Below are 21,056 nucleotides of genomic sequence, written 5' to 3'. Positions count from 1 at the left end.
GCCAGGGGAGAGCACATGGCACACGTCGCACACCAGCAGGCGATACGAGCCGCGGCAGCACACCTGGGCCGCCGCCGCTTCCTCACCGTCACCGGAGCAGCCGCCGCACTGGCCTTCTCCACCAACCTGCCCACCGCCCAGGCGGCGCAGGTACGCACGGACGCGCTCACCGAAGACCCCTTCACACTCGGCGTGGCTTCGGGCGATCCACTGCCCGACGCCGTCGTGCTGTGGACCAGACTCGCGCCCCGCGCCTACGAGCCGGGCAACGGACTGCCCGAGGAGGGCGCCGTCCGGGTCGAGTGGCAGATCGCCCGGGACGAGCACTTCGGCAAGGTGGTCCGGAGTGGAACCGCCACCGCCCACGCCGAGTTCAACTACACCGTGCACGTGGACGCCAAGGGCCTCGAGGCCGACCGCGTCCACTGGTACCGCTTCAAGGCCGGCAAGTGGATCAGCCCCGTCGGCCGTACCCGCACCGCCCCGGCCACCGGCGCCAAGGTCCGTGACGTCCGGTTCGGCCTGGTGTCCTGCCAGGCATACCACGACGGCTACTTCACGGCCTTCAAGCACCTCGCGGCCGAGGACCTGGACGCCGTCTTCCACGTCGGCGACTACCAGTACGAGTACGCCGTCAGCGCGGTCGGCGGCGCCCGCAACTACACCGACCGCACCCTCCCCGCGCACTTCAACACCGAGACCATGACGCTCGGGGACTACCGGCTGCGCTACGCGCTCTACAAGTCCGACCCGGACCTCCAGGCCGCCCACGCCGCCTTCCCCTGGTTCGTCACCTGGGACGACCACGAGACCGAGAACAACTACGCGGGCGACATCGACGACAACAACGACCCGCCCGAGGAGTTCCTGATCCGCCGGGCCGCCGCCTACCGGGCGTACTGGGAGAACATGCCGCTGCGCATGCCGCAGCGGCCCGACGGCCCCGACATGCGGCTCTACCGGCGCTTCCACTACGGCCGGCTCGCCCAGTTCGACATCCTCGACACCCGCCAGTACCGCTCCGACCAGGCGTACGGCGACGGCTGGCAGTACCCCGGACCCGAGTCCGAGGACCCCTCCCGCACGCTCACCGGCGCGGCCCAGGAGCGCTGGCTGCTGGACGGCTTCAAGCGCTCCACCGCCACCTGGAACGTCCTCCCGCAGCAGGTCACCTTCTCGCAGCGGAAGAACACCACCGCCGACCGCTCCAAGCTCTCCATGGACGCCTGGGACGGCTACCCCGCCTCGCGGAACCGCGTCCTGGCCGGTGTCGAACAGGCGGGCATCGAGAACTTCGTCGTCCTGACCGGCGACGTCCACGTGCACTACGCCCTCGACATCAAGAAGGACTTCAACAACCCGTCGTCCCGGACCCTGGGCGTCGAGTTCGTCGGCACGTCGATCACCAGCGGGAAGGACGGCGCCGACAAGCCCGCCAACTGGTCCACGATGACGGCCGCCAACCCGCACATGAAGTTCTACAACGGCCGGCGCGGCTATGTGACGGTCACGCTGGACGGCGCTCAGGCGCGGGCCGACTACAAGACGGTCTCCGCGGTCACGACCCCGGGCGCACCGCTCACCACGGCGGCGTCGTTCGTCAGCGAAGCCGGGAACCCCGGGCTTCAGCAGGTCTGACCGGCAAGACACTAGGGGCCCGCGGCGCCGCGACCGGCGCCGCGGGCTCAGCCGTCGCCGGGGTATCAGCCGTCGCTGGGATAGCGGACGCCGATCTCCGACCGGGCCGCGTCCAGCGTGCGCATCACCGCCAGGCTGCCCGCCAGCGGCACGAGCGGCGATTCGCGCTCGCCCGCCCGCAGGCAGCGCATCACCTCCGCCGCCTCGCGCTGGTACGCGCGCAGGCCGTCCGCCGCCGTGAACTCCTCCGGGTCGCGGCCCGGCCGGTGCAGGACGAAGCGCTCGGGGTGGAAGAAGCCGCGCGGGAACTCGATGCGGCCCGCCGAGCCCGTGACCGCCGCCGTCATCGGGGTATCGGCGGTGATCGAACAGCTCAGCAGCGCCACCGCGCCGCTGTCCCACCCCAGCAGCAGGCCCGTGTTCACGTCCACGCCCTCCGGGGACAGCTCGGCGCGGGCCCGTACGTCGGCGGGCTCGCCCAGGAGCAACTGCGCGAAGGACACCGGGTACACCCCGAGGTCGAGCAGCGCGCCGCCGCCCTGGGCCGGGTCGCGCAGCCGGTGAGCGGGGTCGAAGGGGCCGGGGAGACCGAAGTCCGCGTGCACCGCGCGGACCTCGCCGATCGCGCCGTCCCGGACGAGGCCGACCATGCGCCGGACGACCGGATCGCAGTACGTCCACATCGCCTCCATCAGGAAGCGGTCACAGGAACGGGCGAGGCCGACCAGCTCGCCCGCCTCGCGCGCGTTCAGGGTGAACGCCTTCTCGCACAGCACCGCCCGGCCCGCCTCCAGGCAGAGGCCGGCCGCGGCGCGGTGGGCCGCGTGCGGGGTAGCGACATATATCACGTCGATGTCGTCGTCGGCGGCCAGCTCCGCCCAGCCGCCGTACGAGCGGGGTATCCCGAACCGCTCGGCGAACCGCTTCGCCGACTCCGGGCTGCGCGATCCCACCGCCATGACCTGCGCGTCTGCCATGTCCAGCAGGTCCGCGGTGAACGACGCGGCGATCCCGCCGGTCGCGAGGATTCCCCACCGCACGGGCTCCGCCTTCGGTCCGGACATCCTCACCCCTGGCTTATTCGGTCGTGAGCACACCAATTCAGCTGAGAGCATAGACAACGATTCAACGACTCATGGAAGGTCAGCATGCAGCAGCCCGGCCCCACGGCCGCCGCTCCCTCCCGGGCTCACAGACCCGCCCCCTCTTCTTCTCCCTCCTCCGCCGCCGCGCCCCAGGTCACCGCCCCACTGACCGCGCAGCGCCGTACGAGCCTCCTCGTCACCTTCGTCCTCGGCGGGCTCACCGCTCTCCCCGCCCTCTCGATGGACATGTACCTCCCGGCCCTGCCGGAGGTCACCGACGCGCTCCACAGCTCCGCCGCCACCGCCCAGCTCACCCTCACCGCCTGTCTGATGGGCATGGCGCTCGGCCAGCTCGTCGTCGGCCCGATGAGCGACAAGTGGGGCCGCCGCCGCCCCCTCCTCATCGGCATGGTGATCTACGTCATCGCCACCGCCATCTGCGCCTTCGCGCCCACCTCCGGGCTGCTCATCGGGTTCCGGCTGCTCCAGGGGCTCGCCGGGTCGGCCGGGATCGTGATCGCCCGCGCCGTCGTCCGCGACCTGTACGACGGCATCGCGATGGCCCGCTTCTTCTCCACGCTCATGCTGATCTCCGGCGTCGCGCCCATCGCCGCGCCCGTCATCGGCGGGCAGATCCTGCGCTTCACCGACTGGCGCGGCGTCTTCGTCGTCCTCACCGTGATCGGCACCCTGCTCACCCTCGTCGTCTGGCGCTTCCTGCGCGAGACCCTGCCCGCCGAGCGCCGCCATGACGGCGGGTTCGGCGAGACGATGCGGACGATGCGCGGGCTGCTCGCCGACCGCGTCTTCACCGGCTACATGCTCGCGGGCAGCTTCGCCTTCGCGGCCCTCTTCGCCTATGTCTCCGGTTCGTCCTTCGTCGTCCAGGAGATCTACGGCGCCTCGCCGCAGACCTTCAGCCTGCTCTTCGGGCTCAACTCGATCGGCCTCATCGGCACGGGCCAGATCAACGGCCGGGTGCTCGTCGGCCGTGTCAGCATGGACAAGGTGCTGGCCGTGGGCCTGACGCTGACCGCGCTCGCGGCGACCGTCCTGCTGGCCCTGTCCGCCGGGGTCTTCGGCGAGGCCGGTCTGGTGCCGGTCGCGGCCTGCCTGTTCGTGCTGATGTCGTCGATGGGCCTGGTCATGCCGAACACCAACGCCTCGGCGCTGATGCGCACCCCGCACGCCGCCGGTTCCGCGTCCGCGCTGCTCGGCACCTCCACCTTCCTGCTCGGGGCCGCCGCCTCGCCGCTGGTGGGGATCGCGGGCGAGACCACGGCGGTGCCGATGGCCGTCGTCCAGCTGGTGTGCGCGCTGGCCGCCATGGCCTGCTTCATGGGACTCTGCCGCCCGTGGCAGCGACACCCCCGGCAGAGCATGAAGGTGGCCTGAGCCTCCTCCTGCGCACCGTGGAGGCGCTCCCCGAGGGGGAGCGCCCCTGGTGCGCGGGCGCGGTGGTGACCGCCGGGACCGGCGCCGGGCCCCTGGCCGAGGGCGCCTTCGGCTGGGCGGTGCGGTACGCCGCGCACGACCGCGAGCTGCCGCGCGGGGAGTGGGTCCCCGCGCACGCCGATACGGTCTTCGACCTCGCCTCGCTGACGAAGCTGTTCACCGCGATCGTGGCGGTGGGCTCGCTGGAGCGCGGGGAGATCGAGCTGGACGCCCCGGTCGCCCGTTACGCCCCCGAGTGCACGGCCGCCGCCCACCACGGCATCACGGTGCGCCACCTGCTCACCCACCGCTCCGGCCTGATCCCGGAGCTGCCGCTGTACGAGTACGTCAGCCACGAGGAGCGCTGGGCCCGGCTGTACGCCGAACCGCCCGCCACCCCACCCGGCGCCGCCCGCCGCTACTCCGACCTCAACCTGCTGCTGATGCAGCGGGTGCTGGAGCGGGTGACCGGCGGCTCGCTCGACGACCTCGTCCACGACCGCGTCACGGGCCCCCTGGCCATGGCGTCCACCCGCTTCCGTCCGCCCCGGTCCTGGCGCCTGCGCATCGCCGCGACCGAGGACCAGCGGCTCCCGTGGGGCAAGCTCGACCGTGGCATGCTGCGGGGCGTCGTGCACGACGAGAACGCGTACGCCCTCGGCGGCGTCGCGGGCCACGCCGGGCTCTTCTCGACCGCCGCCGACCTGTCCGCGCTGTGCCGCGCCCTGCTGGCGGGCGGCGGACCGGTGCTCTCACCCGCCTCCGTGGACCTGCTGCTGACCGCCCCGGGGCTGGGCTTCGAGGTCGACCAGCCGTGGTTCATGGGCGAGTTGGCGGGCCGCGGCGCGGCCGGGCACACCGGGTTCACGGGCACCAGCCTGGTCCTGGACCGCTCCCGGGACTGCTACCTGATCCTGCTGGCCACCACGGTCCACCCCCGCCGCCGCCCCGCCGACAGCACGCCGCGCGCCGCGGCGGCCACCGCCCTGGCCCGCGCCCTCTAGGTCAGTCGCCGGGCGGCGGCCAGGCGTCGCCCCAGGCGGCGTCGCGGGCGGCGCGGTAGAGGGGGCCGTGGCGCTTGGTGACGGTGCGGCGGGTGAGGCCCTCGTCGGGGGTGCACAGATCCAGCAGGACCTGGCCCTTGCGGGTCTGCGGGTGGCGGGTGACGCGGTCCGGAGCGACCGGGGCCGGGAAGCGGGTCGCCGCGACGTACGCGAACTTCTCGTCCTCGTGCCCCAGCGAGCCCCCCTTCACCTGGCGGTGCAGCGACGAACGGCTCACCCGGGCCGCGAAGTGGCACCAGTCGGCGCCCGGTTCGATGGGGCAGGCGGCGCTGTGCGGGCAGGGGGCCAGGACATTCAGGCCGGCCGATACGAGCTGGTCGCGGGCCTCGCGGATGCGCAGATAGCCGTCCGGGGTGCCGGGTTCGACGAGCACCACCGCCTGGGCCGTCCGGGCCGCCTCGGCGACGACCGCGCGGCGGTCGGACGGGGTGAGTTCGCCCAGCACGTAGGAGACGGTGACGAGGTCCGTCGCGTCGGGGAGGGTGAGGTCCACGGTGAGGGCCCGGCGCTCCCAGCGGGCGTCGCGCAGCGGGGCGGCGGGGGACTGCCCGGCCAGTTCGCGGCCGAGGGCGAGGGCGGGCTCGGCCCAGTCCAGGACGGTGGTGGTGTGGCCGCCGTCCGGCCACGCGGCGGCCACGGCCCAGCTCGCCGCGCCCGTACCGCCGCCGATGTCGAGGTGCGAGGCGGGTGCCCACTCGGGAGCGCGCTCGCGGAGGGCGTCGAGGGCGGCGCGTACGGCCTCGAAGGTCGCGGGCATCCGGTACGCGGCGTACGCGGCGACGTCGGAGCGGTCGCGCAGCACGGGCGCGTCGGTCGGGGTGCGGCCCCGGTAGTTGGCGATCAGCCGGTCGACCGCCTGGGCCGCCTGGCGGGGCGGCAGTCCGTCGAGGAGCCCGGCGAGCGCGGCGCGCAGCGTCTCGGCGGTGGGGGCGGCGTGCGGGGCGTGCATTCCCTGGATTCTACGGGGTCGAAAGGGGGCCGCTACATTGACCGGCATGGCTCCCAACGCGACCCGCCGCAGTGAACGTTCGCACCGCGCGATCCTCGACGCCGCACTCGAACTCGTTGCCGAGGTGGGCTATCCCAAACTCACGATCGAGGCCATCGCCGCCCGCGCCGGGGTCGGCAAGCAGACGATCTACCGCTGGTGGCCCTCCAAGGCGGCTGTCCTCCTGGACGCGTTCGTCGCCCTCGGCGAGCGGGCCGCGCGGGAGGCGGGGGGCGAGCAGCCGTACGCGTTCCCCGACACCGGCGACCTCGAGGCCGATCTCAAGCTCGTGCTGCGGGCGACGGTGGACGAGCTGCTGTCGCCCACGTACGACCTGCCGTACCGGGCGCTCGCGGCCGAGGGCATGGTGAACCCGCAGATCGCCACGGAGTTCGTGAGCCGGGTGCTGGAGCCCCCGCTCCAGCTCTACGTCGAGCGGCTGCGCGCCGCGCAGGCGGCCGGGCAGGTCGCGGCGGACCTCGATCCGCGGATCGCCCTGGAGCTGATCACCGCCCCGATCACCGCCCGCTGGCTGCTGCGGACGCTGCCGCTCAGCCATGAGTACGCGGACACCGTGGTCGAGATGGCGCTGAGCGGTCTCAGCCCCCGCTGAGGCTCCCGCTGAGCTGTGCCCGTACGGGAGTGGTGATCATCAGGCTCGGCGCGTCCGTGATGATCCCGTCGCATCCCAGCCGGACCATCCGGTCGCGCTGCCCGGGGGTGTTGACGGTGTGCGCCCACACATGGGGCACGCCGGAGGCGACGGCCCGTCGTATGTCCGCGTCCCGCGCCCGGTAGTCGATGTCCAGCAGGTCCACGACCCCGCGCCACTCGCCCGGACGGTCGTGGCGCATCTGCCCGGCGGACCGCCACAGCTGGGCCAGCAGCCCCATCCGGTGGGCCTCGCGGGCGACGTCCGGGTGGTTGGAGTTCACGTAGACCGAGCGGGTCAGCCCCCGGTCGCGGATCATGCGGGCCAGCCGGGGCAGCCCGGCCGGGTCCTTCGTCTCGACCATGAGCGTGGTGCGGCCGCCGAGCCGGTCCAGCGCCTCGGCCACCGTCGGCGGCCGCTCGGGCTTCCAGGCGCCGCGCAGGGCGGGGGCGGGGCGAAGCCGTACGGTGCGCCACTGGGCGGCGGTCAGGGCGTTCACGGGTCCGGCCTGTGACGTCGTACGGTCCAGCGTCGCGTCGTGCATGACGACGAGCGTGCCGTCGTGCAGGGTGCGGATGTCGAAGTCGAGGACCTGGGCGTCCTTGCGGCCGAGGGCGGTGGTCAGCCCGGTCATGCTGTTCTCGGGCACTTCGAGGGCGCCGCCGCGGTGGGCCGTGTAGATGATCCGCGGGGGTGCCGGGGTGGCCTCGGCGGCCTCGGGGGCGGCTGCGGGCTGATCGCCGAGGTGCCGTTCCGGCGGGCGGACGGCGGGGTGCGCCAGGACGGCCGCAGGTATGGAAAGGGTGAGGACCGCCACACCGGTCAGAAAATACCTGGTGATCATAAAGGGAACGCTAGGGGTGCTCGTTCGGTTATGTCCTGATATCGGCACCCGGACGTGGGTCCCGGCGTCACCCCGGATGCGGACACCGGCCACCTCGGGAGCAGGATGGTGGCAGCATTGATCGGGTACCGGCGGTGCCGCCGGTCACGGCGGTGAAGCGAGGCGATAGATGGAACGCAAGAGCAGGTTCACCCAGTGGCTGCGCCGGCCGAGGAGCGCGACGGGCGGCGATAGCGGCTCGGGAGCGGTCGCCGCGAGCGCCCGCGAGGACCTGCTCATGGCCGCTGCCGCCGCGGGATTCCCGCTCGCGCCCGCCGCGTACCCCTCCGGCTACGGCTGTTCCTGCGACCGCATCGGCTGTCCGACCCCCGCCCGGCACCCCGTCTCCTTCGCCTGGGCGACCCAGGCCACGACCGACCCGGACAAGGTCGTCCGGTGGCTGCGCGCCGATCCGCAGGCCAACTTCATCACCGCCACCGGCCTCGTCCACGATGTACTCGACGTCCCCGTCGACGTGGGGCGGGAGGCCCTGGAGCGGCTCGGGGCCTCGGAGGTCGAGGTCGGGCCGGTCGCGACGAGCGGCGCGGACCTGGGGCAGGGGCGGATGCTGTTCTTCACGGCGACGCGCGGTACGCCGGACGACGAGGACGAGTGGTGGCCGTGCGAGCTGGACTGCCACCCCGAGACGATGGACGAGCATCCGGGGCTGCGGTGGCACTGCCGCGGCAGCTATGTGCTCGTGCCGCCGGCGCGGCTGCCGGGGGATGGGCGGGTGGCGTGGCTCCTCGGGCCGGAGCGGCCTCTTCCGGATCCGTTGACGTTGCTGGAGGCGTTGACGGACGCGGGGCGCTTGGCCGCGCAGGAGGACCAGGACGACCATGCGTCGGCCGCCTGGCCCATAGGGCGGTAGCGGTTTTCGGGGTCTGAGGTTTCGTTGCCGGGTGCGGGCCGGTGGGTGGGTTGTGCCCACCCGTTCCTCCCCCCCCCCGTTACTCGCCCTTGGCTCCTGTTACACCTTCCAGGCGGTTCAGGAAGACCACCTTCGGATCGGCCGCGTCGTTCGCGGGGACGCGGACGGCCGACTCGGCTACCCGGGTCAGCGTCACCGCCCGCTTCGCCTCGCCCGTCATCAGCGCCTTGACCTGCGGGTCCGGGTTGGGCCGGAAGCCCTTCGCCATCGTCTGCTTCTGGCGGTGGTGCGAGGTGAAGAAGACCACCGCGCCGCCGTCCTTCGTCCGCAGACCCACCGGGGCCTCGGAGCCGCCGCCGGCCGCCGGGGTGTCGATGTACTGCGTCCAGAACTTCGGCGTCTTCTTGAACTTCGCCCGCGAGTCCCGCAGCCCCGACGTCGACGAGCCGTCCGCGAAGGTGTCGCCCTTGCCCGTCATCAGGTAGTCCACGTACGCGCCGCTCAGCTTGTCCGGCCGGACGGCGAGCCGGGGCGCGGCGCCCGCGGCCTTGACCGGCTTGGCCCAGCCGTCCTTGTCGGTCGCGAAGGCCGGTACCTCGTCCTGGCTGAGGATCGACAGATACGCGGCCTTCCACGGCTTGTCGGCGCCCTGCCGGGTGAAGACCACCAGCCACCGGTTGGAGTCCCGGTTGCTGTCGGTCTCCGCCACGAAGAACTTCGGCCACCCGATCTGCCGGGGAATGTGGAAGCTCGCGTCGGACAGCTTCAGCGCCGGGTACTTCGGGTTGCCCTGCGGCGAGTTGGAGTGCTGCGCCCTCAGATCGGCCGTGGTGATGGCCTCCAGCGGACCGGTCTCCACCTCGCTCGCCACCGACGGATCCAGCTCGCGGTACGCCTTGTTGTACGTGGTGGTGAACTTCTTGAGCGCCTCGGCGGCCTCAGCCTTGTCCACGGACGGTATGTTCTCCCGCTCGCCGTGCACCGTCATGCAACCCGTCAGCGTCATCCCCAGCGCCAGTACCGCCGCTGTGGTCGGAAGGACGGACGGCCGACGGGGTGACCTGCGTGTCATGGGGCTGCGGCTCCTTCGGGGCTGCGTTGGACGGCGCCACCCTACCCGGGGCGAAGAAGAAGGTCAGCGTGGGGACCAGATACAGCAGCCACACTGTGACCTGGAGCCATGTGGGGTCCGGCTGGAAGTTGAAGACGCCCTTGAGCAGGGTGCCGTACCAGGTGTCCGGCGAGATCGTGGAGCTGATGTCGAACGCCTGGGAGTGCAGCCCCGGAAGCCAGTTCGCCTCCTGGAGGTCGTGGAAGCCGTACGCGAGGACGCCCGCCGCCACCACGACCAGCACGCCACCCGTCCAGGTGAAGAACTTCGCCAGGTTGATCCGCAGCGCGCCGCGGTAGAACAGCCACGCCAGCACCACCGCGGTGAGCAGGCCCAGGGCCGCCCCGATCAGCGGGTCCGCCGAGCCGTCGTTGCCCACCCGCACCGCGGCCCACACGAACAGCGCGGTCTCCAGGCCCTCCCGGCCCACCGCGAGGAACGCCGTGGCCACCAGCGCGCCGGTGCCCATGGCGAGCGCCGCGTCCAGCTTGCCGTGCAGCTCGCTCTTCAGATGGCGGGCCGTGCGCCGCATCCAGAACACCATCCAGGTCACCAGGCCGACCGCGATGATGGACAGCGAGCCGCCCAGCGCCTCCTGCGCCTCGAACGTCAGCTCCTGCGAGCCGAACTCCAGCGCCGCGCCGAAGGACAGGGCCAGCGCGACCGCCGCGCCGATGCCCAGCCACACCGGCCGCAGCGCGTCCCGGCGGTCCGTCTTGACCAGGTAAGCGACCAGGATGCACACGATCAGACTGGCTTCGAGCCCTTCGCGCAGCCCGATCAGGTAGTTGCCGAACACGGGGTTCGCCTTCCTCTCGTTCTCTGTCCTGCGCTGTGGGAGATCAGGTGAACAGCGCCCTGCCCCACCAGTCGTCCGCGTCCCGGACGCCCGGCGGGATGGCGAACAGCGCCGAACCCACGTGCTGGATGTACTCGTTGAGCGCGTCGCTGCGCGCCAGCCGCTGCTGGAGCGGTACGAAGCCCTCGCGTACGTCGTGCTGGTACGCGAGGAAGAACAGCCCCGCGTCCAGCCGCCCCAGGCCGTCCGTACCGTCGGTGAAGGAGTAGCCGCGGCGCAGGATGCGGATGCCGCCGTTGGAGTCCGGGTGGGCGAGGCGGACGTGCGCGTCGGGCAGCATCGCCTTCAGGTTGGGCGTATCGCGCTCGTGCTGCTTGCCGTACGGCGCGCCCTCGCCCTTGTCCCGCCCGAACACGTCCTCCTGCTCCTTGAGCGAGGTGCGGTCCCAGGTCTCGATGTGCATGCGGATGCGGCGCGCCACCAGGTACGAGCCGCCCGCCAGCCAGGCCGGGCCCGCCTTCTCGCTCACCCACACGTGCTTCTTCAGGGCGGCGGCGTCGGTGCCGGGGATGTTCCGGGTGCCGTCCTTGAAGCCCATCATGTTGCGCGGCGTCTGCGCGTCCGGGGTGGTCGAGGACGTCTTGCCGAAGCCCAGCTGCGACCAGCGGACCGCGACCTTGCCCATGCCGATGCGGGCCAGGTTGCGGATCGCGTGCACGGCCACCTGCGGGTCGTCGGCGCACGCCTGTACGCACAGATCGCCGCCGCTGCGGGCCGCGTCGAGGTTGTCGCCGGGGAAGGCGGGCAGGTCGATCAGCGCCTCGGGGCGGCGCCCCGCGAGCCCGAACCGGTCCTTGCCCTTCTTGTCCTTGAAGAGGCTCGGCCCGACTCCGAAGGTGAGGGTGAGCCGGGACGGCTTGAGGCCCAGCGCCTCGCCGGTGTCGTCCGGCGGCGCCTCGACGAGGTCGCTGACCGCGCCGTCGCCGACCGCGCGCCCCTGCGTCATCCGGGCCGCCGCCTTCGTCCACTCCTTGAGCAGATCGATCAGCTCGGCGCGGTCGTCGGTGGTGACGTCGAAGGCCGCGAAGTGCAGCCGGTCCTGGACGGCGGTGGCGATGCCCGCCTGGTGGGCCCCGTGAAAGGGGACCGCGCCGCCGCTGTCGGCCGCCGGCCGGGGCTCGTCGCCGCCGCTCAGCGCGGCGGCGGTGCCGCCGGCGGCCGCGGCGCCGAGTGCGAGCCCGGCACCGCCCCAGCCGAGGAGGGCGCGGCGGGAATGGGAGGTCGTGGCCTCGTCGGTCATGACCCTTCTCCTACTTCGAGACGACGGCGGCGGCGAGCTTGGACAGCGGCTCGGCCAAGGCGTTGACCGCGTCCGACAGCTCCTTGCGCTTGCTCTCCGAGACGGTGTCGTACGAGACGAAGCCGTCGCCTTCGCGGTACTTGTCCAGCAGCTTCGTCACCGCGGAGAACTGCCGGTCCAGGTCCTTGACCAGCGCGGGGTCGTTCTTCCCGGCCACGGGCTTGAGCAGCTCGTACGAGGTCCGGGCGCCCTCGACGTTGCCCTCGAAGTCCACCAGGTCGGTGTGGCTGTAGCGCTCCTCCTCGCCGGTGACCTTGCCGGTCTGCACCTCGTCCAGCAGCTCCTTGGCGCCGTTCGCCATGCTGGTCGGGGTGATCTCGGCCGTGCCGACCCGCTTCTGCCAGTCCTTGAGGTCCTTGATCAGCTGGTCGGCGAGGTCATGGTCGGCCTTGGTGATCTTCTTCGTCTGCCACAGCGACTTCTCCAGCCGGTGCCAGCCGGTCCACTTCTGGCCCTTCTCCAGCCCGTCCTCGCGCACATCGACCTTCGGGTCGATGTCACCGAAGGACTCGGCGACCGGCTCGGTGCGCTCCCAGCCGACGCGGGAGGGCGCGTACGCCTTCTTGGCGGCCTCCAGATCGTCCTTCTTGACCGCGTCGGCGAACGCCTGGGCCTTCGGCAGCGTCTCGTCGGCCTGCTTCTGGGCGTACGCGCGGTACGTGGCCACCGCCTTGTCCAGCTTCGGATCCCGCTCGGCCGCCGCGCCCTTACCCGTAGCGGACACCTTCTGGCGGATGCCGTGGCCCTTCATCCCGGGCTTGCAGGCGATCTCGTACGAACCGGTCTTCACCTCGGCGTTGATCACGGCCTTGGTGCCGGGCCCGATGTTCTCCCGCTCGGTGACGATCCGGTCGCCGGGGGCGTAGACATAGACCTCGGTGACCTTGGAGCCCTTGTTCTCCACGGCGAGCTTCACGTGCCCGGCCGGGAAGGACGTCTTGGAGACCTTGCACGCGCTGTCCGACGCCGTGACCTGGACGGCGTCGGAGCCCTTGGCGTCGGACTTCTCGGCGCAGCCGGAGACGGCGGTGAGTGCCGTCACCGCCGATATGGTGGCGACGACGGTGGCGCGGGCGGCTCGCATGCAGGCTCCAGACGGGGCTCAGGGACGGGACGGGCCCATCAGGGCAGGGTGCGTCATTGCCCCGATAAGGCGGACCTAACTTAACTGAGCCTTGCCTGTGCGAAGCCTGAGTAATTCCAAGGATCGGCTATCGCATGGCAAAGTTTCGGCCAAATGACCGGGTCTCGTTATGAAGGCGTTATCGTCACGTGACGTTGCTGTGGCGGTGTCGCCCGGCTCAGGCGCTGAGCGGGAACCGGCGGCCCAGCTCGCCGAGGATCGCGGTGTTGAGGCCGTAGGCGTGCTTGCACTCGTCGACCATCCGGTGCTTCTCCAGGTCGTCCGCCGGCAGTGCGTCCAGCAGGGCCCGGTACTCCCGCTTGAAGGCGGCCGGGTTGTCGATCGACTCGAAGACGTAGAACCGCACCCCGTCGCCCTTGCGGTCGAAGCCCCACGTCTTCTCGGCCATCCCGCGGACGATCTGACCGCCGGAGAGGTCGCCCATGTAGCGGGTGTAGTGGTGGGCGACCAGCCCGGCGGGCCAGTCCCGCACGCATTCCTCGATCCGGGCCGCGTACGCCGCGGTGGCGGGCAGCGGCTCCAGGCCGGAGCGCCAGCGCGGGCCGCCGAGGTGGGCCAGGTCGCGCTCCAGCTCCCCGGTGCGGGCCAGGTCGAGCCGTAGGAACGGGCCCGCGACCGGGTCCTCGGCGAGACCGGCGGGGGTCGACTCCAGGACCCGGTAGACGAACCAGAGCTGCTCCGTGTACTCCCGGTACGCGTCCACGCCCAGCCGCCCGCCGAGCAGGTCGCCCATGAAGGCCGACCCGGCGACCTGGGTGTGCTGCTCGTGCGAGGCGGCGCGGAGGAGTGCGGAGAACGGTGTGGGCGGGGCGTCCAAAACGGCCTCCGTGGTGGGTGAGGGCGACCTGACCCCACCCTTTCCCGACGCCCTGTCGGCAAAACCCCCTCCCGGCTCAGGGGAGTGTCAGGATCTCCGCCCCGGTGTCCGTCACCACCAGTGTGTGCTCGAACTGAGCCGTCCGCTTGCGGTCCTTGGTGACGACCGTCCAGCCGTCCTCCCACATGTCGTACTCGTACGTGCCGAGCGTCAGCATCGGCTCGATCGTGAACGTCATGCCCGGCTTGATCTCGGTCGTGTGGTGCGGGCTGTCGTAGTGCGGAACGATCAGGCCGGAGTGGAAGGACGTGTTGACGCCGTGGCCGGTGAAGTCGCGGACCACGCCGTAGCCGAAGCGCTTGGCGTACGACTCGATGACCCGGCCGATGATGTTGATCTTCCGGCCCGGCTTGACCGCCTTGATCGCGCGGTTGAGCGACTCCCGCGTCCGCTCCACCAGCAGCCGCGACTCCTCGTCCACGTCGCCGCACAGGTAGGTGGCGTTGTTGTCGCCGTGCACTCCGTGGATGAAGGCGGTGACGTCGAGGTTCACGATGTCGCCGTCGCGCAGGACGGTGGTGTCCGGGATGCCGTGGCAGATGACCTCGTTGACCGAGGAGCACAGCGACTTCGGGAAGCCGCGGTAGCCGAGGGTCGACGGGTACGCGCCGTGGTCGCACATGTACTCGTGCGCGACCCGGTCCAGCTCGTCCGTCGTCACCCCCGGCGCGATCAGCTTCGCGGCCTCCTCCATCGCCCGCGCGGCGATCCGCCCCGCGATCCGCATCCGCTCGATCGTTTCGGCGTCCTGCACCTCGGGCCCCTCGTATGGTGCGGGGCCCTCCTTCCCGACGTACTCGGGCCGCGGGATCGAGGCGGGGACGGGGCGGGTGGGGGAGATGTCCCCCGGAACAAGGAGTGACTGGCCAGACATATCAGCGAGTGTATCGGCGCCGGATCGGGCACCATGGCCGCGAGGAAGAGGAGGCCGGGATGGCGCTGTTCAGGAAGGGTCCCGTCGGAAAGCCGGGCGAGTGGTACTACTGCGTCAAGCATCACAAGGTCGAGGAGGGCCCGGAATGCCGCGCGGCGGACCGCCTGGGCCCGTACGGCAGCCCCGAGGAGGCGGCGCGCGCCCTGGAGACGGCGCAGGAGCGGAACGCCCAGTGGCAGAACGACCCCCGCTGGCAGGACGACGCCCCCACCGATCGCGGCTGACCGGGGGCCCAGGGGGGGCGGGATCAGCCCGTCGCGGGGGTGGTCGCGCGGACGGCCTGCGCGTGGGGGTCCGTTCGCGCGTCGTAGGCCATCAGCCGCGGCAGGGCCAGGGCCAGCAGGGCCACCGAGGCCACGCAGGCCACTCCGCCCGACCACACCGCGGCCCGTACGCCCATGACACCGGCCGCGGTTCCGGCGCGGACCTGGCCCAGCTGGGGGCCGGTGGCGTACGAGAGCAGTTCGATGCCCGCCAGGCGGCCCCGGAGCTTGTCGGGGATCGTCTGGTTCCACATCGTGGCGCGGAACAGCCCGCTCACCATGTCGCCGCCGCCCGCCACCGCCAGGCACAGCAGCACCACCCAGACGTTCGACAGCCACCCGGCGGCGGCCATCGCCCCGCCCCAGACCGCCGCGCCCAGGACCACCATCCGGCCGTGGCGGTGAACGCGGGACGTCCAGCCGCTGGTCGCGCTGACCGCCACCGAGCCGACCGAGCCCGACGCGTACATCAGGCCGAGCGCCCAGGGGGCGTCCAGGTCGTCGGCGAGGAAGGGGAAGATCGCGTTCGGGAAGGCGAAGAACATCGCGGCCATGTCCACCGCGTACGTCCCCAGCAGCTCCTTGCGCCGCCAGGCGTACCGCGCGCCCTCCGCGATGGCCCGCAGGGATGGCGGATCGGCGTCATGGGCGGGCGGGGCCGGGGTGAGGCCGAGCGCGAGGAGGAAGGAGGCGATGAAGGTGAGCAGGTCGAGGCCGTAGGCGAGCGGCAGACCCGCGTACGCGACGACCGCACCGGCGAGCGAGGGGCCCGCGATGGCCGACAGCTGCCAGCGCATGGAGTTCAGCGCGGCCGCCGCGGTGAGCTGGTCGTGCGGGACGATACGGGCCACGACCGCGTCGAGGGCCGGGCGCTGAAGCCCCATCAGTGCGCTGCTCAGCGCGGCGACGACGTACAGCGGCCACAGCAGAGGGTCCGGCAGCAGGCTGTTGACCAGCAGCAGGACGGAGAGCAGCCCGAGCGCGGCCTCGGTGGCCAGGATCAGCTTCCGGCGGTCGACGGCGTCGGCGAGCGCCCCGCCGTACAGGCCGAAGACGATCAGCGGAACCAGCTCCACCGCACCGATCGCCCCCACCGCCACCGTCGAACCGGTCAGCTCCTTGATCTGCAGCGGCAACGCCACCACCGTCAGGAAGCTCCCGAAGGCGGTCACCAGGCCCGCCGTCCACATGAGCCGGAAGTCGCGGGAGGAGCGCCAGGGCGCGAGGTCGGGCAGCAGCGCGCGGGTACGCCTCCGGCGCGGGGGCTCTGGCGCGGTTTGGCCGTCTTCGTCGGTCAAGGTCACGAGTGCACATGGTCCGGGCGCGCCGCCCCACGCGGCAACCGAATTACCCCCGGCCCGGCCCGAATCGGCCCGCGCGACGGCGGCCCCATGCCCGCGGCTCGGACTCGTTGCGTCTGCGGCCCGTCCGGCGGAGACACCGCCCGCGCCTGGTCGCCGGTGGCGCCGACGTTCTGCGCGGCCGTCTCGACGGGGGCACGGCGGACGGGCCGGCCCGGCGGCCCACCGCAGAGGCGCCGGGGGTGGCGCGGCGGCCGACCGGTCCGGCGCCGGGGCGGAGCCCCTGCCACGCGGCGGAGCCGCCGATGCCGCGGGGAGGGGCGGGGCTCACCAGCCGGGTGGGGGCGGCGACGTCAGTTGGTCGGCCAGGCGGGCCAGGCGGTCGCGGAAGCGGCGGCGGCCGGGGCGGGGTGGGAGGCTGTTCTCTCCGGCGGCCGCGCTGACCAGGTGCTGGACCGTGTCGAGGTCGAGATCGGCGCCCTCGGGGGCGGAGAGCGCGTCGTGGGCCAGGGCGTGCAGTTCGGGGTCGCCGCCGTCGAGGGCGAGGACGGTGGCGCCGCCTCGGCGGGCGTCGTTGACGCGTTCCAGCAGTCCGGCGCCCGGGTCGCCGGGGGTGACGACGAGGAGCGTCTCGCCGCGTCCGGCGGCCTCCAGGCGGCCCAGGCCGACCGCGAGGTGGGCCGGGACCGCGCGGTCCGCGGGGACCCGGTGGCGGACCAGGGTGGGGGACAGCTCGGGCAGCCCGGACCAGGCGGCCTCGTCGTCGAGGTGCGCGGCCAAGTGCCAGGGCTCGTACTCCTCGCTGCCCACGAGCAGTAATCCACTCTCGCGCGAGCCGACCGAGGCCCGCAGGGAGCCCGCGAAGCGGCGGGTGGACTGCAACCACTCGGTTCCGGCGAGCACTTCGCGCAGCAGCGCGACCCGTACGGCGTCCATGACACCCGGATCCTGCCGTGGCCGGGGTCCCGGTGGCCGGGGTTCGGGGGGACGCTCACCCCTTTGGGGGCATCCGCCCGGCGGTATCCGTCGCGCACGCCGAAAACTGTTCATTGCGCCGTCTCTTGACGCTCTGTGAGGCAAACCCTATGGTCGCCGGACACAAGGGACGTCCTACGTCCCCTTTTTCCGGCTGAGCACTCGATCGATTGCAACGGCGCATCGGGAGGGTCCGCATGGCACGCCCGTACGAGGTCTCCGTCCCGTTCCGGGCCGGGGCCGGGGGATACGCGAGCTACCGGATTCCGGCGGTGGTGGTGACGCGCGCCGGGACGCTGCTGGCCTTCACCGAGGGGCGGGTGGGGTCGTCCGCCGATCACGGGGACATCGACCTGATACTGAAGCGGTCCGCCGACGGGGGCCGCACCTGGGGCGCGCCCGAGGTCGTGGCGCGCAACGGGAACGGCACGGCGGGGAATCCGGCGCCCGTGGTGCTGGAGGACGGGCCGCACGCGGGACGGGTCGTCCTGGTGCACGTCCGCAGCGCCGCCTCCGCGACCGAGGGCCGGATCCGGCGCGGTGAGGTGTCCGCGGAGGACGGGCGGCGGGTGTGGCTGACGTACAGCGACGACGACGGCGTCAGCTGGAGCGCGGCCCGTGAGATCACCGAGCGGACGAAGCGCCCCGAGTGGCGCTGGTACGCCACCACCCCGGGCCACGCGCTGCGGTTACGTCACGGCGATCACGCGGGCCGGATCGTCGTACCGGCCAACCACTCCCTCCCCCCGACGGCCCCCGGCGACATCGGCACCGAGGGCCGGTACAACGGCGGGCACGACCTGCTGAGCGACGACGACGGCGAGACCTGGCGGATCGGGTACGTGGACGACAACCCGGACGGCTACATCAACGTCAACGAGACGACAGCCGCCGAACTCCCCGACGGCCGGGTCTACTTCAACACCCGTAACGACGCGACCGCGCCCGGCACCCGCGCCGATGCCTATTCCTGCGACGGCGGCGAGACCCTGGCCACCCCCTTCCGGCCGCAGGCCGGGCTGGTGACGCCCGTGGTCGAGGGCTGCGTTCTGCACCTCGGCGACCCGGATCTCCTGCTGTACTCCGGTCCCGCCGCGCCCGGCTTCCGGGCCCTGATGACGGTGCGGGCGAGCCGCGACGGCGGGGTCACCTGGCAGCCGGTGCACACCGTGGACGGGCTGCCCGCTGCCTACTCCGACCTGGTCAGGATCGATCAGGACACGGTCGGACTGCTCTACGAGACCGGCGACTTCAGCGCCTACTCGACCATCACATTCCGGCGCATTCCGGTGGAGGAGCTGGTATGAGCATGTCAGAAATGCGGTCAGGTGTGCAGGGGCCGGGGCGGCGTGCCGTCCTCGGCGGTGCGGCCGCCGCGGCGGCCGGATTCGCCCTCACCGGATGCGGCGGGGACGACGGCGGGGAAGACGAGCCCAAGGGCCGTAAGAAGGGCCAGAAGATCACCCTGACCTTCTGGTCCTGGGTGCCGGGCATCGACAAGCCCGTGGACCTGTGGAACAGCAAGAATCCCGAGGTCCGGGTCAAGGTCGAGAAGGTGTCGGCGGTCGAGGGCGCCCAGTACGCCAAGATGCACGCCGCGATCAAGGCGGGCAACCCGCCGGACCTCGGCCAGATCGAGTACCCGGTGGTGCCCAGCTTCCTGATCGACAACGGGCTGCTGGACCTCACCAAGTACGGCATCGACCGGTACAAGGACAAGTTCGTCGGCTGGCAGTGGCAGCAGTCGGTGTTCGGCAAGGGCGTGTACGCCGTGCCGCAGGCATCCGGGCCGATGGGGCTGTTCCTCCGTCAGGACCTGTTCGAGAAGTGGGGCGTCGAACCGCCCGCCACCTGGGACGAGTACGAGGCGGCGGCCAAGGCGATACGGAAGAAGGGCGCCTGGATCGAGACGTTCTCCGCGACCAACGGCAACCGCTTCGCGGGCCTCGCCTGGCAGGCCGGGGCGCGCTGGTTCGGCGCCCAGGGCGACACCTGGACCGTCTCGATCGACGACGAACCGACCCGTAAGGTCGCCGACTACTGGGACGCGCTGGTCAAGCAGAAGCTGATCAAGACCATCCCGGACCGGCAGAACGCCTGGTACAAGGACGTCCAGACCGGCGCCATGGCCTCCTGGCTCGGCGCCAGCTGGGGTGACGCGCTGCTGGTCGGCAACGCCCCCAAGACCGCCGGGAAGTGGCGGGTCGTCCCCATGCCGCAGTGGAAGCGGGGCGATGCGGCGTACGCCAACTGGGGCGGCTCCACGACCGCCGTCTTCGCCAAGTCCACGTACCCCAAGGACGCCCTGGCCTTCGCGGTCTGGCTCAACACCGACCCCGAGTCGATCAAGCTGCTGATCGAGAACGGCTACGGCACCCCCGGCGCCAAGCAGGGCTACGCCACCTCCGACCTCGACGTCCACAAGGACTTCTTCGGCGGCCAGGCGTACAGCAAGGTGTTCGACGACGCGAGCAAGGGCGTGGACACCAGCTGGAAGTGGGGACCGGCCACCGACACCCTCTACCAGCGGCTCGGCGACGCCTTCACGGCGGCCATCGGCGACGGGTCGTCGTTCCGGTCCGTGCTGAAGAAGGTGCAGCGGGACACGATCGGCGACCTCAAGGAAAAGGGCCTGAAGGCGGAGGCCGGATGACGGGCCGCGCCTCGGGCCGGGTGTGGCGCATGACGCGTGCCGAGGCGCGCGGCGCGCGGGCGGCGGCCGGCTTCCTGCTGCCGTTCCTCGCGCTGTTCCTCCTCTGCTTCATCGCCCCCATCGGCTTCGCGCTCTACGAGAGCCTGCTGAAGGTCGAGCGCACCGGGCCGCTCGGCCTCGGCGGGGAGACGAAGGACGTCTGGGCGGGCCTGTCCAACTACATCCACGCCCTCCAGGACGGCCACTTCACCTCCGGATTCGGGCGGGTGCTGCTCTTCGGCGCGGTCCAGATCCCCGTGATGATCGCGTTCGCCACCGCGCTCGCGCTGCTGCTGGAGGCGGCGTCGGCGCGCTGGGTCGGCTTCTTCCGCACCGCGTTCTTCCTGCCGTACGGGGTGCCCGGGGTGATCGCCTCGATCCTGTGGGGCTTCCTCTACGTACCGGGGATCAGCCCGCTGGTGGAGATGGCGCACTCGGCGGGCTGGGACGTCGACTTCCTCGGCCGCTCCACCGTGCTGTGGTCCATCGCGAACATCGTCACCTGGCAGTTCACCGGCTACAACATGCTGGTGCTGATCGCCCAGCTGGGGGCCGTACCGGGGGAGCTGTACGAGGCCGCGAAGATCGACGGCGCGAGCGCCTGGCAGACCGTCCTGCACATCAAGCTCCCCCTGATCAGGCCCGCCCTCGTCCTCACCACGGTCTTCAGCCTCATCGGCACCCTCCAGCTCTTCGCCGAGCCCAAGGTGCTCAAGCCGCTCAGCAACTCGATCGACTCCGGCTACACCCCCAACCTGGCCGCCTACAACGAGGCGTTCACCAGCAACAACCAGCACATCGCCGCGGCCGAGGCGGTGCTGCTCGCGCTCGTGGCGTGCGTGCTGTCCTTCGGCTTCCTGCGGCTGGTGGGCCGGCGCGGGAAGGGCGGTGAGGACCGGTGAGCCGGCCGAACGACCCGGGTGGACGCGGCGCACCGGGGCCCGGCGGCCCCGAGCGCGCCGAGCCGCGGGACGCCCGGCCCCCG

The 21,056-nt window shown here is 72.0% G+C and carries 20 protein-coding genes; 9 read left to right on the top strand and 11 right to left on the bottom strand.

Translation table 11 applies throughout. The annotated features are described in order from the left end of the window. Positions 1 to 15 precede the first annotated feature (15 nt). Positions 16 to 1,638 (top strand): alkaline phosphatase D family protein, encoded by a 1,623-nt coding sequence (locus tag ACH4SI_RS30525; RefSeq protein WP_398301290.1) that lies wholly within the window; start codon positions 16 to 18, stop codon positions 1,636 to 1,638. Positions 1,639 to 1,703: 65 nt separating this feature from the next. On the opposite strand, the gene ACH4SI_RS30520 is transcribed toward ACH4SI_RS30525, so the two are convergent. Further along, entirely contained in the window at positions 1,704 to 2,702 is a 999-nt protein-coding gene (locus ACH4SI_RS30520) for a Gfo/Idh/MocA family protein (RefSeq protein WP_398301288.1), read from the bottom strand. A gap of 84 nt (positions 2,703 to 2,786) precedes the next feature. On the opposite strand from ACH4SI_RS30520, the gene ACH4SI_RS30515 reads away from it, so the two are divergent. Together ACH4SI_RS30515 and ACH4SI_RS30510 are read left to right on the top strand one after the other, a co-directional pair. Then, positions 2,787 to 4,118 (top strand): multidrug effflux MFS transporter, encoded by a 1,332-nt coding sequence (locus ACH4SI_RS30515; protein ID WP_398301286.1) that lies wholly within the window; start codon positions 2,787 to 2,789, stop codon positions 4,116 to 4,118. After that, positions 4,079 to 5,161 carry a serine hydrolase domain-containing protein gene (locus tag ACH4SI_RS30510; RefSeq protein ID WP_398301284.1) on the top strand — a complete coding sequence of 361 codons (1,083 nt, stop codon included), beginning with the start codon at positions 4,079 to 4,081 and terminating at the stop codon, positions 5,159 to 5,161. Before ACH4SI_RS30515 ends, ACH4SI_RS30510 begins: the two co-directional genes overlap by 40 nt. Before the next feature lies 1 nt (position 5,162). On the opposite strand, the gene ACH4SI_RS30505 is transcribed toward ACH4SI_RS30510, so the two are convergent. After that, a complete protein-coding gene (locus ACH4SI_RS30505) occupies positions 5,163 to 6,170 on the bottom strand; it encodes a small ribosomal subunit Rsm22 family protein (protein WP_398301282.1) in 1,008 nt (335 codons plus the stop codon). Positions 6,171 to 6,216: 46 nt separating this feature from the next. Here ACH4SI_RS30505 and ACH4SI_RS30500 point away from each other — a divergent pair, with 46 nt between their 5' ends. Beyond that, a complete protein-coding gene (locus tag ACH4SI_RS30500) occupies positions 6,217 to 6,822 on the top strand; it encodes a TetR/AcrR family transcriptional regulator (protein WP_398301280.1) in 606 nt (201 codons plus the stop codon). On the opposite strand, the gene ACH4SI_RS30495 is transcribed toward ACH4SI_RS30500, so the two are convergent. Continuing rightward, the gene (locus tag ACH4SI_RS30495; RefSeq protein WP_398301278.1) at positions 6,809 to 7,705 is read right to left on the bottom strand and encodes a glycerophosphodiester phosphodiesterase; all 897 of its coding nucleotides are present in this window, start codon (positions 7,703 to 7,705) and stop codon (positions 6,809 to 6,811) included. The genes ACH4SI_RS30500 and ACH4SI_RS30495 overlap by 14 nt on opposite strands. Before the next feature lie 169 nt (positions 7,706 to 7,874). On the opposite strand from ACH4SI_RS30495, the gene ACH4SI_RS30490 reads away from it, so the two are divergent. Next, positions 7,875 to 8,615: a bifunctional DNA primase/polymerase gene (locus ACH4SI_RS30490; protein ID WP_398301276.1), complete on the top strand. Its 741-nt coding sequence runs from the start codon at positions 7,875 to 7,877 to the stop codon at positions 8,613 to 8,615. Positions 8,616 to 8,694: 79 nt separating this feature from the next. Here ACH4SI_RS30490 and ACH4SI_RS30485 read toward each other — a convergent pair whose 3' ends face one another. The 6 genes from ACH4SI_RS30485 to map all read right to left on the bottom strand — a co-directional run bounded on the left by ACH4SI_RS30485 (position 8,695) and on the right by map (position 14,780). Continuing rightward, positions 8,695 to 9,567: a hypothetical protein gene (locus ACH4SI_RS30485; protein ID WP_398301274.1), complete on the bottom strand. Its 873-nt coding sequence runs from the start codon at positions 9,565 to 9,567 to the stop codon at positions 8,695 to 8,697. Then, positions 9,554 to 10,525, bottom strand: coding sequence for an iron uptake transporter permease EfeU (gene efeU, locus ACH4SI_RS30480; RefSeq protein WP_398301272.1), 972 nt, complete (start codon positions 10,523 to 10,525; stop codon positions 9,554 to 9,556). Before efeU ends, ACH4SI_RS30485 begins: the two co-directional genes overlap by 14 nt. Positions 10,526 to 10,568: 43 nt before the next feature. Further along, positions 10,569 to 11,825, bottom strand: a complete 1,257-nt coding sequence (efeB, locus tag ACH4SI_RS30475) for an iron uptake transporter deferrochelatase/peroxidase subunit (RefSeq protein WP_398301270.1) — start codon at positions 11,823 to 11,825, stop codon at positions 10,569 to 10,571. A 10-nt stretch (positions 11,826 to 11,835) separates the two neighbouring features. Then, positions 11,836 to 12,969: an iron uptake system protein EfeO gene (efeO, locus tag ACH4SI_RS30470; protein WP_398301268.1), complete on the bottom strand. Its 1,134-nt coding sequence runs from the start codon at positions 12,967 to 12,969 to the stop codon at positions 11,836 to 11,838. Positions 12,970 to 13,186: 217 nt separating this feature from the next. Beyond that, positions 13,187 to 13,846: a heme oxygenase (biliverdin-producing) gene (locus ACH4SI_RS30465; protein WP_398301266.1), complete on the bottom strand. Its 660-nt coding sequence runs from the start codon at positions 13,844 to 13,846 to the stop codon at positions 13,187 to 13,189. A gap of 76 nt (positions 13,847 to 13,922) precedes the next feature. Next, complete coding sequence (gene map, locus ACH4SI_RS30460; protein WP_398301265.1) at positions 13,923 to 14,780, bottom strand: type I methionyl aminopeptidase; 858 nt, start codon at positions 14,778 to 14,780, stop codon at positions 13,923 to 13,925. Positions 14,781 to 14,839: 59 nt separating this feature from the next. On the opposite strand from map, the gene ACH4SI_RS30455 reads away from it, so the two are divergent. Continuing rightward, positions 14,840 to 15,064 carry a hypothetical protein gene (locus ACH4SI_RS30455; protein ID WP_398301263.1) on the top strand — a complete coding sequence of 75 codons (225 nt, stop codon included), beginning with the start codon at positions 14,840 to 14,842 and terminating at the stop codon, positions 15,062 to 15,064. Between the two features lie 23 nt (positions 15,065 to 15,087). Here the strand turns inward: ACH4SI_RS30455 and ACH4SI_RS30450 are convergent, their stop codons facing one another. Further along, positions 15,088 to 16,401, bottom strand: a complete 1,314-nt coding sequence (locus ACH4SI_RS30450; protein ID WP_398301261.1) for an MFS transporter — start codon at positions 16,399 to 16,401, stop codon at positions 15,088 to 15,090. Between the two features lie 330 nt (positions 16,402 to 16,731). Further along, positions 16,732 to 17,340 carry a hypothetical protein gene (locus ACH4SI_RS30445; protein WP_398301259.1) on the bottom strand — a complete coding sequence of 203 codons (609 nt, stop codon included), beginning with the start codon at positions 17,338 to 17,340 and terminating at the stop codon, positions 16,732 to 16,734. A 236-nt stretch (positions 17,341 to 17,576) separates the two neighbouring features. On the opposite strand from ACH4SI_RS30445, the gene ACH4SI_RS30440 reads away from it, so the two are divergent. Genes ACH4SI_RS30440 through ACH4SI_RS30430 form a run of 3 tightly spaced genes read left to right on the top strand, consistent with a single transcriptional unit; the run spans position 17,577 to position 20,973 of the window. Then, on the top strand, positions 17,577 to 18,686 hold the full coding sequence (locus ACH4SI_RS30440; protein ID WP_398301257.1) for an exo-alpha-sialidase: 1,110 nt from the start codon (positions 17,577 to 17,579) through the stop codon (positions 18,684 to 18,686). Between the two features lie 2 nt (positions 18,687 to 18,688). Continuing rightward, positions 18,689 to 20,032: an ABC transporter substrate-binding protein gene (locus ACH4SI_RS30435; protein WP_398301420.1), complete on the top strand. Its 1,344-nt coding sequence runs from the start codon at positions 18,689 to 18,691 to the stop codon at positions 20,030 to 20,032. Continuing rightward, positions 20,029 to 20,973, top strand: a complete 945-nt coding sequence (locus ACH4SI_RS30430) for a carbohydrate ABC transporter permease (RefSeq protein ID WP_398301255.1) — start codon at positions 20,029 to 20,031, stop codon at positions 20,971 to 20,973. Before ACH4SI_RS30435 ends, ACH4SI_RS30430 begins: the two co-directional genes overlap by 4 nt. Positions 20,974 to 21,056 lie beyond the last annotated feature (83 nt).

It is taken from the genome of Streptomyces sp. NPDC021212 (genome assembly GCF_044332925.1).
GTDB lineage: Bacteria > Actinomycetota > Actinomycetes > Streptomycetales > Streptomycetaceae > Streptomyces.
Note: the sequence above shows the minus strand (reverse complement) of the source record. Positions and strands in the feature narration are given on the sequence as shown.